This window comes from Pontibacter sp. 13R65, from assembly GCF_047525655.1.
In the GTDB taxonomy this organism is placed as follows: Bacteria; Bacteroidota; Bacteroidia; order Cytophagales; family Hymenobacteraceae; genus Pontibacter.
The window spans coordinates 481,251-495,709 of record NZ_JBLIQL010000001.1 but is presented as its reverse complement, the minus strand read 5'-3'; the positions used below and the strand labels follow the sequence as shown (position 1 = coordinate 495,709).

Here is a 14,459-nt window from a genome sequence, read left to right as displayed (position 1 = left end):
AACCAGATCGGCTAGCTTAGCTGTTTAAGGAGTGATGGAGGGAAAGAGAAACAAAACCAACAGCAGTTCTTTTAACGTTCTAACCCTCTAGACCTTTTTTAAATAGCCCTGCCCAAAAAATTTCAAAAAAGCCTCTGGAAGGCCATTTTCATTAGCAGAATTCAGGCTGCAACTTGTTAGTTGCCGAGTGTTGGAAAATTAAATGGCTAATTGAGAAGAGTTTGCCGAGCGCGCAGCTTCTGCAAGCATTTGAGTAGAACAAATAAAAAGAAACACACCAGCTTTAGAAAAAGTCTAATATTGATAATTTACTATCTACTATCTACAACCTAGCCTTTAAAACATGAAAAAACTTTGCTTTGCCACCAACAATCTTAAAAAACTGCATGAGGTGAGTCATATGCTGGAGGGGAGTTACCACCTGCTCACGCTACAGGACATTGGTTGCCTGGAAGAGTTGGCAGAGGACCAGGACACACTGGAAGGAAACTCGCGGCAAAAGGCAGCTTATGTGTGGGAAAATTACCAGATAGATTGCTTTGCCGACGACACTGGCCTGGAAGTGGAAGCACTAGGCGGCGCTCCAGGTGTATACTCTGCCCGATATGCCGGTCCGCAACGCAGCGACACCGACAATATGCAACACCTGCTCCAGCAACTGCAGGGGCAAGAAAACCGCAAAGCCCGCTTCCGTACATTTATTACGCTGTACCTGAACGGGCAGGAGCACCAGTTCGAAGGCATAGTGGAAGGCCGTATAACAGAAGACTGGAACGGTGAGACCAGCTTTGGCTACGATCCTGTTTTTGTGCCGGAGGGATACACACAAACATTTTTCCACATGAGTACCGCTCAAAAGAACAGCATCAGCCACAGAGGCAGGGCCATTGCCAAGCTCGTGGAGTTTCTGAAAAAACAGCAACAGGCGAACTAAAATTATAAGCTGTGTCTGTAGCCTGTTTCTAAGTAAAATCTTAATTTTGCTTCCTGAAACTAAAGCTTCCTATGCAAAAGCCATATATCGTCGGGATTACAGGAGGTAGTGCTTCAGGAAAAACGACTTTTTTGAACAAGCTACTGTCATCGTTCTCGCCGGAACACATCAGTCTGATATCACAGGACAATTATTATAAACCCCGCGAGTACCAGACAAAAGACCAAAACGGTGTTATCAACTTCGACCTCCCCTCCTGCATAGACGACGATGCCTATGCCGAAGATGTACGTAAGGTGAGCCAGGGCGAAACCGTTTACCGCACCGAATACACCTTTAACAATCCCGGTGTGGTACCGAGGCAGCTGGAGTTTAAACCAGCCCCTATTGTGGTAGTAGAAGGCATATTTGTTTTTTACTTTGAAGAAGTAGCCAAGCTGATGGACCTGAAAGTGTACATCGATGCCAAAGAGTATATTAAGCTTCAGCGCCGCATTACCCGCGACCGCATTGAACGCGGATACGACCTCGACGATGTGCTCTACCGCTACACCAATCACGTGGCGCCTACCTACGAAAAGTACATTAAGCCGTATAAACACGATGCCGACATCATCGTTCCCAATAATAACCAGTTCGAAAAAGGACTGCAAGTACTTACTACTTTTCTGAATTCTAAAATACAGCCATGAGGCATAAGTTCGCAGTAATCGGTTTAGGTATTTTTGGCAACTCTATTGCCCGCACACTCGCAGAGCGCGGCGCAGAAGTGCTGGCCATAGACAATAACGAGGACCATGTGCAGGATATAAAAGACGATGTAGCCTACGCTGTAACCCTCGACTCTACCGACATCCGTGCCCTCGAAGCCCAAAACGTGCAGGACATGGATGCCGTGGTGGTAGCTATTGGCGAAGACTTTGAGGCTTTGCTTATTACCACGGCTAACCTGCAGGAGCTAAATATTAAACGGGTTATAACCAGAGCCTCTAACAAGCAGCAGCGCCGTATATTGGAAAAAATGGGCGTGCAGGAAATACTTTCCCCAGAGGGTGAGGTAGGCAAAACAGTGGCAGAACGCTTGCTGCAACCCAGCATCCGCACCTTCCTTCCCCTCCCCGACAACTACGAAATCGTGGAAATTAACACACCACGTGGCATTGCTAACCGAAGCATTGCCAAAATATCTCTTCGCGAGAAATACAACCTCAACCTGATCACCATCAAGCGTGCCTTCGAAGAGATTCTGGACGGAAAGGCAACCCAGGTAGAGCACATCATAGGCGTACCCAAAGCCGAAACCATCATCTATCCCTCCGACATCCTGATTCTGATAGGAAAAAAACACGACATCAAACGGTTTATTGAGGTAAACAGGTAAAACCAGCAGATACAGCAACCCTACCACCCCTTAGCACTAAAAAGCTATTTTAACCTCTAGAAGGCTGTTTTCATTAGAAGAATTAATTTTTGAGGTAGCTGCTCTCATAATAGAAGTACAGCAAGAAGCTACAGCGCGTACACCTTTGCCAGGTGCACCCTTGACGATTTTAGTTGGGGAAGGGGCCCTCTTTAAAGAGGGTTCAGCGAGTGGGGGTTCAAGGGCCACCTTTAGACAAAATCGTCTTGATTTTTTTGGTTCTTTTTGTATCAAGACAAAAAGAACCAAAAAAATCAAGACGACAACTTCACTCTGAGGTCACAGCAGCAAAAGCAACGATGCGAACGTAGACAAAAAAATCCTGAGAAACCTGCTTCATAGCTTAACAAGATTAAACTTAGCAGAATAGACTTGATACCTTTGGTTATCTGAAACCATATAAAAACCAGCTACACACGGGCACAAAAAACACCAAAGATGTGTCTATAGCTTAGCAAAAACACTCATCACTCACCTGTCTCCTGCAAAAGATAAAAAACTTGATGCTGATATCATGATACTTGTGTGGTTTTACTTACATTTGTAACTATATGTCTAAACCTAAAACTATTTGCTGTCATGTAAGGCATCTGCTGATGTCTCTTACACTGCTCTGGGCGCTTATGCTCAACGGGCAGGAAGTGATAGCGTATAGTGCTTCGGCAAAGGCAACTACACCTGCAGCCACTGCCAAGCTGGCCACTGCTCCTGATAAAGAGTCTAAAACAGTGGTGAAGCAGAAGGTATCTTTAGAGGCTACTACTTCTTTTGTAGCACTTAACCTGCACCAGGCTATTATACCAGCTCCGGCGCAGTCGTTTGTGCTTCCTGCCGATGAAGAAATGAAATCTTCCGGCCTTGCCCCTCCCGGCAATGGTTTTGTGGCGCAACTTTTTCCTGTTACTATTCAGCCTAACGCTCCTTAGCCAGGCTATCCTTCCTTTCTATTTTCCTGATTTTCCGTGCACTGCGGAACAACTATGCCCCTGTTTGTAGTTTATGAAAGCAGCAAGAGGCTTGGTTATCTGTTTATAATCTTATACTTACCTATACTTAAATTTATCATTCACCAATGCGGAACAAAAATTTAATCATTGTCCTGACAATTCTGGTATCGGCGCTTTGCCTTTACTACCTGTCATTTTCGCTGATCTCGCGCAATGTGCAGAAAGACGCAGCTGCTTATGCTACTGATGCACAAGGCAACGTAGACCTGGCGAAACAACAGACTTATCTGGACTCGATCTGGAGAGAGCCCGTTTTTATGAACTACACCTACGAGCAGGTGAGCAGCAAGGAGCTTGGCCTCGGTCTAGACCTTAAAGGCGGTATGCACGTGGTGCTGGAGGTATCTCCTGTAGAAATCATCAAATCTTTATCTGGCAACAGCAAAGACCCTAACTTTTTAAAGGCCCTTGCCCGCGCGCAGGAGTTGCAGAAAAACAGCCAGGAGAGCTTTACCACTCTGTTCGGCGAAGCTTACCGCGAAGTAGATCCTACCGGCCGATTAAGCCGCATCTTCTCTAACTCCTCTAACCGTGGCCGTATCAGCTACGAATCGTCTAACGCCGAAGTACTAAACGTGATAGATGGTGAGGTAGAAGACGCTATTGACCGTTCTTTTAACATCCTGCGTACCCGTATCGACAAATTTGGTGTAAACCAGCCTAACATCCAGCGCCTGAAAGGCAGCGGCCGTATTCAGATCGAATTACCAGGTGTAGATAACCCTGACCGTGTACGTAAATTACTATCTGGCATGGCTAACCTGGAGTTCTGGGAAGTATGGACTCCGGAAGAATTCTCTCCTTACTTTGCAAAACTCAACGACTACTTAACAGCGCAGGAGAAAGCCGGCAAGTTAAATTTAGGCACTACAGCTGCTGCACAGCAAGATGCGCTTAACAAAGCTGCAGCCCCGGCAGCTACAGTAGCTCCACAAACAGAAGATGTGCTGGCTCAGGCAGCCGCCACTGACACTACAACTGGCACGACCGATACTACTGCCCTGGCCCAGACTACTCCTGCCGCCGATGGCCTTGATTCATTGGCTGCTGAGCAAAGCAGCGTGCTGGCTCGCCTGTTCACCATGATGCCAAGTGGCTTAGGTGCCAACGTCCGCGATACAGCCAAAATAAACGATATCCTGACAAGCCCAGAAGTTCGCTCTATCTTCCCTTCTAACATGAAGTTCCTGTGGAGCGTGAAGCCAATTACAGGCGACAACCGCCAGGAGTTTGTAGAGTTCTACGCCGTTAAGAAAGGACGTGGCGGAAAAGCACCTCTTGGTGGCGATGCCATTAACGATGCCCGTCAGGATTTCGACCAATCTGGTCGCCCTGAGATTACCATGAACATGAACCCGGCGGGTGCCAAGCAATGGGCTCGTCTGACAGCTGCTAACGTAGAGCGCCAGATCGCCATCGTACTCGACGACAACGTATATTCTGCACCTGTTGTTAAAGGTGAAATTACAGGAGGCAACTCTTCTATCAGCGGTAACTTTACGGTAGAAGAAGCACAAGATTTAGCTAACATTCTGAAAGCCGGTAAAATGCCAGCTCCTACCCGCATCGTGGAAGAGGCTATTGTAGGTCCTTCGCTGGGTCAGGAAGCTATTAACCAAGGCTTGATTTCTACTTTGGCAGGTTTGCTGCTGGTAGTTATTTTTATGGTGGCTTACTACAGCCGTGGTGGTCTTATTGCCGACCTTGCCCTGGTGTTCAACATCTTCTTTATTCTAGGTGTGCTGGCGCAGTTTAATGCAGCCCTTACACTGCCTGGTATTGCTGGTATTGTGCTTACCCTGGGTATGGCCGTAGATGCGAACGTACTGATCTTTGAACGTATGCGCGAAGAAGCCCGCAAAGGCCTGAGCATGCGCGAGGTAATCAACAAAGGCTACGACAAGGCATTTATGACCATTTTGGATGCGAACGTTACAACCTTCCTGGTTGGCTTTATTCTGTATTACTTCGGTTCCGGCCCGGTAAAAGGTTTCGCTATCACCCTGATGATTGGTATCGTAACATCGTTCTTCACAGCAGTATTTATTTCTAGACTGTTTGTGGAAGCTACCTTCAAAAAGGGCGGAAAACTGGCATTCTCCACTGCTCTTACCGACAAGCTGTTCAGCAACATCAAGTTTGATGTGATGAAATACAGAAAAGCGGCTTACTCTTTTTCTATTGCCGTGTTGCTTTTAGGTATTGTTGCACTCGTAGTAAATGGTGGCCCGAACCTAGGTGTTGACTTTAAAGGTGGCCGCTCGTATGTAGTTGAGTTCGACTCGGCTGTTCCGGCATCTGAGATCCGTTCTTCTCTTGTAGACGATTTCCAATCGGCTGGAACCGAGGTAAAAACTTTCGGAGCTACTAACCGCGTTAAAATAATTACCAGCTGGCTTGCCGACGACGAAAGCATTGAAGCTGACGAGAAAGTAAAAACAGCGCTGGTACAAGGCTTAGAGCAATACAACAACCTGAACCCTGAGATTCTGAGCTCTTCTAAAGTAGGTGCTACTATGGCAGACGACATTCAGAAAACGGCTTTAGTAGCAGTGCTGCTGGCGCTGGTGGGTATCTTCCTGTACGTGATGCTTCGTTTCAGAAAGTGGCAGTTCAGCTTGGGCGGTGTAATAGCTTTGCTGCACGATGCCCTTATGATTATTGCTGTATTTGCGATCTTAGATATGTTTGGCATTTCTTATGAAATGGACCAAGTGTTTATTGCAGCGGTTCTGACTATCATTGGTTTCTCTATTAACGATACCGTGGTAATCTTTGACCGTGTTCGTGAATACATGAACGACAACCCACGTAGCCCGCTGAAAGATTTGGTAAACCCAGCCCTGATCAGCACCTTCAGCCGTACCATCATTACCTCATCTACTGTATTCCTGGTAGTATTGGTACTGTTTATCTTCGGTGGTGAAGTACTGCGCGGCTTCTCACTGGCCATGATTATTGGAGTGCTGTTTGGTACGTACTCTTCCTTGTTCATTGCTACACCAGTAGTAGTAGATACTATGAAAGAGAAAAAAGAACCAGCTGCCTCACTAAAATCAACGCCACAGGCACAAACAGCTCGTTAATCTGAATTACTGCCTTAACAGCAGCTTAACCTTACTAAAAGCAAAACCGGCTACTCATACAGGGTAGCCGGTTTTGCTTTTAGCCCATTGCCCAGGCAATCCAAAAGCAATAAACCCCTCCGGAAGGCCATTTTGATTAGAAGAATCTATTTAATGTGGTAATTTGAGAATTTTGAAATTTGAAGATGACCAGGATCACTAAAGAATGTACAGCTCCTGTGAAAGTTGGAGCGAATCGTATGAAGTAACGAAAGTCAGCATCAGGAAAAAGGTTAAATTCCATATCCAAAATGAATCAAAAAGCCTCTGGAAGGTCAATTCCATTAGAAGAATTCGAGTTATACAGGCAATTGCTCAAAAAATAATACAGCAAGAAGCTACCGGGTAAGTGTATTTGCTAGGTGCACAAATTGACAATTTTTTGTTTGAGCGTTCAGCGAGTTCAAAATTGTCTTGATTTTTTTGGTTCTTTTTGTATCAAGACAAAAAGAACAAGAACTTCAGCTATGAAATAGCTTCACCCCGCTGTTACAGCAATAGCCGCAACTATGCAAAATTAGACAGCAATAGCTACTGCCTCTACCCTACAAGATAAGAAAGGGATGAGGTAAAAGCTGAACGAAATAAGGAAAGACAACAAATAGTAGTCTGCAACTGGGCAGCACCTACATTAGCACAATAAACAGAAAAGTCCTGCCTTCGGATGAAAGCAGGACTTTTCTGTTTGACAAAAGTGTATGATTAGATCGTAATTCCGTCAGCTACAACTTCTCTAACCTCAGGAACCATACGCTTCAGCAGGTTCTCGATGCCAGCCTTTAAGGTAACGGTAGCAGATGGGCAGCCGCTGCATGAGCCTTGCAGGTAAACAGTTACCACACCATCATGATACGATTTAAAAGTAATATTACCACCATCCTGCTCAACAGCCGGACGCACATAGTTCTCAAGCAGGTCAATGATTTTCTGCGATAACTCAGCATCTTCAGGGGTTGTATCGGCTCCGGCGGTGTTTTCTGTTCTAGCAACCGGCATTTCCGTAAAAATTGGGCCGCCTGCCTCTACATAAGACTTCAGGAAGGCACGCAACTCAGGAATAAGCTTTACCCACTCTATAGAAGTGCTTTTGGTAATGGTAACAAAGTTGCTGGCAATAAACACGCGCGACACATAATCGAAGTTAAAAAGCTCCTGTGCTAATGGCGAGTTTAAGGCACTCTCGAGGTTTGGATAATCTACGCTTTGGCCGTCAGGCAAAAACGCTACATTCATCACAAACTTCATTGATTCTGGGTTAGGGTTAGCTTCAGCGTATACTGAAACTACCTTTTCTTTATTTTCTGTCATAGAATACGCTATTTAATATTAAAACTTTTGTACTTGTTTTAAAGTTTCCAAAATTACTTATTATTTATGAGAAGTCCGAGACCTACCCTCTTTCCAAAGATTAAGCAGCATATCAATTGTATTATGTAGGTTTAACCGTAGCTATTTAGACCAGAAAATGTAACTTTGCGCAACTGTTAAATTTTTTGTTCAGCCATAAGACCGCATATTTAACATGCTCCAAAACTTCACAATACTGGCTCAGGCGCATCCAGCGGTGCCAGGTTTTCTAATTATCCCGTTTCTTATCCTGATCGCGATGATTGCCAGCGGACCAATTCTATTTGGTCATTTCTGGGAACACAACTACAAAAAAGTGGCCGTAACACTCGGTCTTACTGTTTTGGCCTATTACCTGTTTGTGCTGCACGACGTGCACATGCCCATTCACACCTTCTTTGAGTACTTTGCTTTTGCCGTTCTACTCAGTGCGCTTTATATAGCCGCAGGCGGTATTTACATCAATATCAATGCCAATGCCACCCCGCTCATGAACGTGGTACTGGTGGCAATAGGAGCGGCTCTAGCTAACATTGTTGGTACCACAGGAGCATCGTTGCTGCTTATCAGGCCATTTATTCGCCTGAATGTGCACCGCATCAAGCCCTACCAGATCGTGTTCTTTATCTTTATTGTAAGTAACGCGGGTGGTTTGCTTACGCCGCTAGGTGACCCGCCCCTGTTCATCGGTTTCCTGAAAGGGGTGCCGTTCTTCTGGACACTGCAACACCTCTTTGTGCCTTGGATTCTATCTATTGCCCTGCTTTGCCTCGTGTTCTTCCTTATCGACAGACGCAATAAAGAGGCTTTTGTACCTCGCCCCGAAGTAGTGGCTAAAAACGAGGCTAAAACGGAGTTCTACATCAGTGGCAAGCGTAACCTGGTATGGCTCGCCATTATCATTGGGGCTATTTTCCTTGACCCAAATGTGATCGAAGACATTCCGCACATCTACTATGATGGCAACAGGTTCTCTTACCTGCGTGAAATTATACAGCTGGGAGCTGCCTTCTTTTGCTATCGTTACTCCAACAAAACAGCACTGGCCGGAAACAAATTCAACTTTCACCCGATCTTGGAGGTAGTGTTCTTGTTCTTTGGTATCTTCTTCTCCATGATGCCAGCCTTGCAGCTTTCGGCAGAGATTGCCTCATCGCCACAGTTCGCGCAATACATTACACCAACGTTCTTATATTGGGCTACTGGTTCCTTATCTGGCTTCCTTGACAATGCTCCGACTTATGCCAACTTCCTGTCGCTGGCAATGGCTAAATACGACATGGCACAGAACAGTGTGGTGGAGGTTAGGCAGTTTGCCACGGGTACCGGAGCTGATCCTTCTACCCTTATTCTGTTAGAAGCTATCTCGCTTTCGGCGGTACTGTTTGGCGCCTTCACCTACATCGGTAACGGCCCTAACTTTATGGTGAAAGCCATTGCAGAAAGTGCTGGCATTAAAATGCCTTCTTTCTTTGCCTATATCCTCCGGTTCTCTATTCCGTTCCTGCTGCCAGTGCTTATTCTGGTTTGGTTCCTGGTGGTGCATCTGCGGTTATTTTAATATTATTCTGTAAAAGAAGAAGGGCCGGGTTCTTAACAGAACCCGGCCCTTCTTCTTTTACAGGCATTACTATCTTTCAAAAGATGCTCGCTCGGCAAGCGAAAATGATTTTTCTAATAAAATGTCCTTCCAGAGGCTTAACTTGGAATTTATGGGTTAAAACCTTTTCGCTAAGCCCGCACCTTTTCCATCCAAAAGAAGCTCCTGATGCACTAAAGCTTATTTGCTTTTTGGCGCATCAAGAAATCTGCTATAACAAGGGCAGCCATAGCATCTACAATAGGTACAGCTCTTGGCAAAACACAAGGGTCGTGGCGGCCTTTGCCTTTCAATGTTATTTCTTCTCCCTCGTCGTTTATGGTTTGCTGAGGCTGCAGGATGGTAGCTACCGGCTTAAAGGCAACGTTAAAGTAAATGTCTTGTCCGTTTGAAATACCGCCTTGTATGCCGCCGGAGCGGTTTGTCTTAGTACGCACGTTTCCGGCCTCATCGGTAAAAAACTGGTCGTTGTGCTGCGAGCCTCTCATCTTTACGCCTTCAAAGCCACTGCCGTACTCAAATCCTTTTACGGCATTAATGCTGAGCATAGCTTTGCCAAGTTCTGCATGCAATTTATCGAACACAGGTTCTCCTAAACCGGCAGGCACTCCTTTTATAACACAGCTCACTACACCTCCAATGGTATCGAGGCTGTCGCGGGCATCTTCTATGAGCTTAATCATTTCGGAGGCGGTGTCGCTGTGGGGGCAGCGCACAATGTTGGAGTCGATCTGGCCCAGGTCAAGGTCTGTGTATTCCTGCTGCACTTTTATGCTACCTACCTGCGACACGTAAGCCGCTACCGTAATGCCATAGTGCTGCAGCATTTTGGCAGCAAGGGCGCCAGCAGCAACGCGGGCAACCGTTTCGCGGGCAGAACTGCGGCCGCCGCCTCTGTAGTCGCGGGTGCCATATTTTGCTGTGTAAGTATAATCGGCGTGCGAAGGCCGGAAGGCATGCTCTATGTGCGAATAGTCGTGGCTAGCCTGGTCTTTGTTGTTTACGACCATGGCAATTGGTGTACCCTGTGTTTTACCCTGGAAAATACCAGATAAGATAGTCACCTTGTCTTCTTCCTTGCGGGGAGTGGTGATGTTAGACTGGCCAGGGCGGCGGCGATCCAGGGCATGCTGAATCTCTTCGACGGTAATATCAATACCTGCAGGGCAGCCATCTACTATTACGCCTACTGCGGCACCATGCGATTCTCCGAATGTAGTTATCCGGAAAAGCTTTCCGTAAGAATTGCTCATTTCTGCTTATTTCTTAAAAAATACAAATGCCGATACCACCAGTAGCACCAGCAGAATAATGTTGGTGTAGCGCTTAATCTCGTCTACATAATGTAAACTTACCAAAGTATTTTCTTCATTCTCAATGATATTGTAAAACGGGCCCAAATTTCTTGACAAAATTAAATCGTCGCTGTCGCTCTCGCCGGTTACACGCACTACCATTTGAGAACGCAAAGTATCGTACACAGCTTTTTCGGGGTTAAAAAACACCCACTCAAAGGCATCGCTAAGGCTGTAATATCCAGGTTGCTTAGCCAGAGCCGGATAAGTGAATGTGGCAGCACCTGTAATACGCCCATCGCGCTTGGTAATACTCTGGTTAAGGTCCGGTGGGTAAAACTCCAGGCCACCTCCCTGCTCTGGCTTAGGCGCCATAATAGCGGCCAGGTTTCCTTCACCCGTAATTTCGAACTGGTACTTCATACTCTTATTCACCGATAAGGTACTCTTAGAAACACCTTCCGTTAAAGCATAAACGCCAACCGGCACTACATCGCGGAGAGGGTGTGGAGGCAGCTCCTTTACGTGCACGACGCGCTCCCGGGCTCTGAAGTTCTTGTAGCCTTCCAGTCTGTCTTCGGCCAACAGGTTAGGGTTTTTGGCTACTTTATATTTAATCATTTTTAGATACAGCTGCGGAAATACCAGTGGCTCCTTGTTGAGCGGGTACAGCACAGCCTCGTAGAGTTTAAAGCGCAGAAACGGTTTGTCTGAAATTGTAACCTGCTCTGGCGTAATCTCTCCTATTTCAAATGTCTCTTCCCACACGTTTGGCTGCTTGAGCTGCTTTAGAATAGTGGTGAGTTGGTTGGCAAAATCATGGAAATCGAGGAGGCGCTGGTCTTCGTTAGCCAGATAGAAATAAAGCACCACACCTACTGCTTCGCCTACAAAAACCTCTTTCTTACTGGTGTAAAGTGTCAAAAAAGCATTATCCTCCATATCCACAAACTCCTGCTCAGCCTCTATTTCTTCGTCGGCATCGGCGGCGGGGTCGGGTAGCAGCGGGTTTTGTAGACCTGTGGCTGCCATGGGCAATACCTGTATAACGGTTCCCTTCGATTGCTCTGTCTGCCCGTTTACTTTCATACTGAATGGCTTCAGCTCAAACTCTCCCTCCTCAAATGCCGCATAGTTTTGGGTAATGCTAAGTATAACCGTAGTCTTACCTCCCACTATAATCGTTTTGGTAGACGAGAACTTTGTGCTTTTTTTAAACCCTTCAATATCAGGAAAAGCAGAAATATCTTTCAACTCCTGGTCCTGCAGGCTAACCGAAATGGTAAAGTACTGGTTTATTGGCAACTTGCTTTTACCTAGCTCAATGCTAACCTGCTGTGCTGCAACAGGCAACACAATGGCTAGTAGAAACATAGTAAAGAGGATGATAAAGCGCATGAATTCCTTAGTTGGCAAAAATAAGTACCTGTAAATAAAAATAAGAACAGCAAAGATAAAAACTTATTGCACTCTTCAGCCAGCTCCTGTTGCTCCTCTTGCTTATAAGGTATTTTGCTGCTGTACTTTCAGGACACAGCGAGGCGCTTGTGGTAAGCTTTTCAAGACTGATTTTTTGATTTTTGTAGCTAATGCACAGCTCACTTTTACACATATCTACAGGCACAGGAGCTACAGCTAGCAGCACTAAAATTATCTTTGCCTTGCTGCCTCTGAATTTTCACATAGTTCTCATCCTTTTGTTCGCCCTAAAGCAAACAGTAATAGACTGTAAACTCGAAACTTACAACTATTAGTTAGTTTGTCTTGAACTTTTAATCTTCTTTTTATATCTTTACCTCAATGAAATCGCCTAATAAAAGTCGTACTTTTTAGGTAAAAACACGTATTTGGTAATACAATTCATATATCTACAAATGCAATGTTAGAATACGTTAAAACCATCTTATTGAAAGTCAGTTTCGATAAGTCGCTGTTTGAAAAAGAACTGCGAAAAGCTTTTAAAGTTCTAGTAGTAGAGGAGATTAAGCAATTAAAGCAATGGTGTTACGAAAAATTCTCAGGAATGTATCTGCGCATCCTGAACCGTGTTTTTGCTAAAGCTAAAATTTAGCTCTCCTCATTGGTCGTACCTTGTACAAATTTAATATTCCGGAGCAGGCCTTTAAAGCCTGCTCTTTTTATGGCAGACTTTTTGAACAACTGCGAAAATACCTCCTGCGTCAGCTCCTGCCAATCGGCCTTTTTTAAATTTTTCAGCTCCGGATGCGGTGCAAAAGCTGGCTCCTGGTGTGGTTTGCTGAATCGGTTCCAGGGGCACACATCCTGGCAAATATCGCAGCCAAACACCCAGTTGCCGAACTTGCCGTTCATTTCCTGCGGCAGCTGGTCTTTCAGCTCTATAGTAAAATAGGAGATGCACTTGCTGCCATCTACTACATAAGGTGCTACAATGGCATTGGTGGGGCAGGCATCTAAACACCGGGTGCACGAGCCGCAGTAATCTTTAATAGGACCATCGTAAGCGAGCTCCAGATCTATGATAAGCTCAGCTATAAAATAGAAACTGCCAACCTGCGGTGTAATCAGGTTGCTGTTTTTGCCTACCCAGCCCAAGCCGCTTTTTTTGGCCCAGGCTTTGTCCATAACCGGTGCAGAATCTACAAAGCACCGGCCTCCTACCTCTCCTATCTCTTCGTTGATGTAGTGCAGCAGCTCCTTTAGTTTGTCTTTAATTACAAAATGGTAGTCGGTGCCGTAAGCGTACTTCGATATTTTGTAATTGTCCTCTTCCGGCTGCTTTTCTTCAGGAAAATAATTGAGCAGCAATGATACCACCGATTTAGCGCCATCTACGAGCAGACGCGGGTCCAGGCGCTTATCGAAATGGTTTTCCATGTAGCCCATCTGGCCGTGCATGTTCTGGTTGAGCCAGCGCTCCAGCCGCGGCGCCTCCTCCTCCAGAAACTCTGCTTTAGATACGCCACAATACATAAAGCCCAGTTCCTGCGCCTTTTGCTTTATAAGGTATGTCTGTTGGTCTTTTGTCAATTGATTACCGCTCCTGCTTTAGTTGTAGGATGTTATATGAACAAAATTAAGCTAAAATAAATCCGTTTACACATTTGTACTTTGCTACCTGCTGCAGCTAATCTACACCAACTAATATGTCAGCGTAAATTACCCTGGGTCATTATTTGTCTTAAAATCCTTTGGAAGGCCATTTTCATTTGAATAATTCACCGAAAACTAACCAAAAACAATGTTTTGCGGCGGTAAGCTACAGAGTGAACACCTGTGCCAGGTCCACCCTTTGACGCTAAACTGTTGGGGGTAGGGGCCCTCTTTAAAGAGCGTTCAGCGAGTATTCCGCGTCTTGATTCTTTTGGTTCTTTTTGTATCAAGACAAAAAGAACAAAGACTCAGGCTATGAAATAGTAACCTGCTGCAGTAAAAGAGAGAACAGCAGCAATGCTAACTTAGACCAAAAAGCCAGTAGCTACAGCTAATGGACCTTGCCTACAAGATCCTTTCAGGATGACAAAAAGGGGAGGTGGTACATGTAAAAATGAATTTTTGTCAGCTACAGTACAATCAGCAATTTTTCTAATGGAAAACCCCTTCAGAAGAAATATTGACATTTTACTGCCAAGGGTATACTTCCTATAAGTTACTTACTTCAACTGATAGCTAAACGTTTGCTTTCATGTTATTGAAACATTTTACTACCGAAGTACTGAAAACTTGAACTGCACCAGCTTATATAAAACAAA

11 protein-coding genes are annotated in these 14,459 nt (G+C 45.3%); 7 read left to right on the top strand and 4 right to left on the bottom strand.

Features of this window, described 5'->3' with window-relative positions; genetic code table 11:
• Positions 1–343 precede the first annotated feature (343 nt).
• The 5 genes from ACMA1I_RS02200 to secDF all read left to right on the top strand — a co-directional run bounded on the left by ACMA1I_RS02200 (position 344) and on the right by secDF (position 6,447).
• A complete protein-coding gene (locus ACMA1I_RS02200) occupies positions 344–934 on the top strand; it encodes a non-canonical purine NTP diphosphatase (RefSeq protein WP_337066600.1) in 591 nt (196 codons plus the stop codon).
• 71 nt (positions 935–1,005) lie between these two features.
• A complete protein-coding gene (udk, locus tag ACMA1I_RS02195) occupies positions 1,006–1,626 on the top strand; it encodes a uridine kinase (RefSeq protein WP_337066599.1) in 621 nt (206 codons plus the stop codon).
• Complete coding sequence (locus tag ACMA1I_RS02190; protein ID WP_337066598.1) at positions 1,623–2,315, top strand: TrkA family potassium uptake protein; 693 nt, start codon at positions 1,623–1,625, stop codon at positions 2,313–2,315. Before udk ends, ACMA1I_RS02190 begins: the two co-directional genes overlap by 4 nt.
• Positions 2,316–2,905: 590 nt before the next feature.
• Positions 2,906–3,280, top strand: a complete 375-nt coding sequence (locus ACMA1I_RS02185) for an RNA methyltransferase (protein WP_337066597.1) — start codon at positions 2,906–2,908, stop codon at positions 3,278–3,280.
• A 146-nt stretch (positions 3,281–3,426) separates the two neighbouring features.
• A complete protein-coding gene (secDF, locus tag ACMA1I_RS02180; RefSeq protein ID WP_337066596.1) occupies positions 3,427–6,447 on the top strand; it encodes a protein translocase subunit SecDF in 3,021 nt (1,006 codons plus the stop codon).
• A 741-nt stretch (positions 6,448–7,188) separates the two neighbouring features.
• On the opposite strand, the gene ACMA1I_RS02175 is transcribed toward secDF, so the two are convergent.
• The gene (locus ACMA1I_RS02175) at positions 7,189–7,794 is read right to left on the bottom strand and encodes a NifU family protein (protein ID WP_337066595.1); all 606 of its coding nucleotides are present in this window, start codon (positions 7,792–7,794) and stop codon (positions 7,189–7,191) included.
• 214 nt (positions 7,795–8,008) lie between these two features.
• On the opposite strand from ACMA1I_RS02175, the gene ACMA1I_RS02170 reads away from it, so the two are divergent.
• Positions 8,009–9,394, top strand: a complete 1,386-nt coding sequence (locus ACMA1I_RS02170) for a sodium:proton antiporter (RefSeq protein WP_337066594.1) — start codon at positions 8,009–8,011, stop codon at positions 9,392–9,394.
• Between the two features lie 212 nt (positions 9,395–9,606).
• Here ACMA1I_RS02170 and aroC read toward each other — a convergent pair whose 3' ends face one another.
• Complete coding sequence (gene aroC, locus ACMA1I_RS02165; RefSeq protein WP_337066593.1) at positions 9,607–10,686, bottom strand: chorismate synthase; 1,080 nt, start codon at positions 10,684–10,686, stop codon at positions 9,607–9,609.
• 6 nt (positions 10,687–10,692) lie between these two features.
• On the bottom strand, positions 10,693–12,126 hold the full coding sequence (locus ACMA1I_RS02160; RefSeq protein ID WP_337066592.1) for a BatD family protein: 1,434 nt from the start codon (positions 12,124–12,126) through the stop codon (positions 10,693–10,695).
• 481 nt (positions 12,127–12,607) lie between these two features.
• Between ACMA1I_RS02160 and ACMA1I_RS02155 the strand changes: the two genes are divergently transcribed.
• Complete coding sequence (locus tag ACMA1I_RS02155; protein WP_337066591.1) at positions 12,608–12,799, top strand: hypothetical protein; 192 nt, start codon at positions 12,608–12,610, stop codon at positions 12,797–12,799.
• On the opposite strand, the gene queG is transcribed toward ACMA1I_RS02155, so the two are convergent.
• Positions 12,796–13,737, bottom strand: coding sequence for a tRNA epoxyqueuosine(34) reductase QueG (gene queG, locus ACMA1I_RS02150; protein WP_337066590.1), 942 nt, complete (start codon positions 13,735–13,737; stop codon positions 12,796–12,798). The two genes, ACMA1I_RS02155 and queG, sit on opposite strands and share 4 nt — an antisense overlap.
• Positions 13,738–14,459 lie beyond the last annotated feature (722 nt).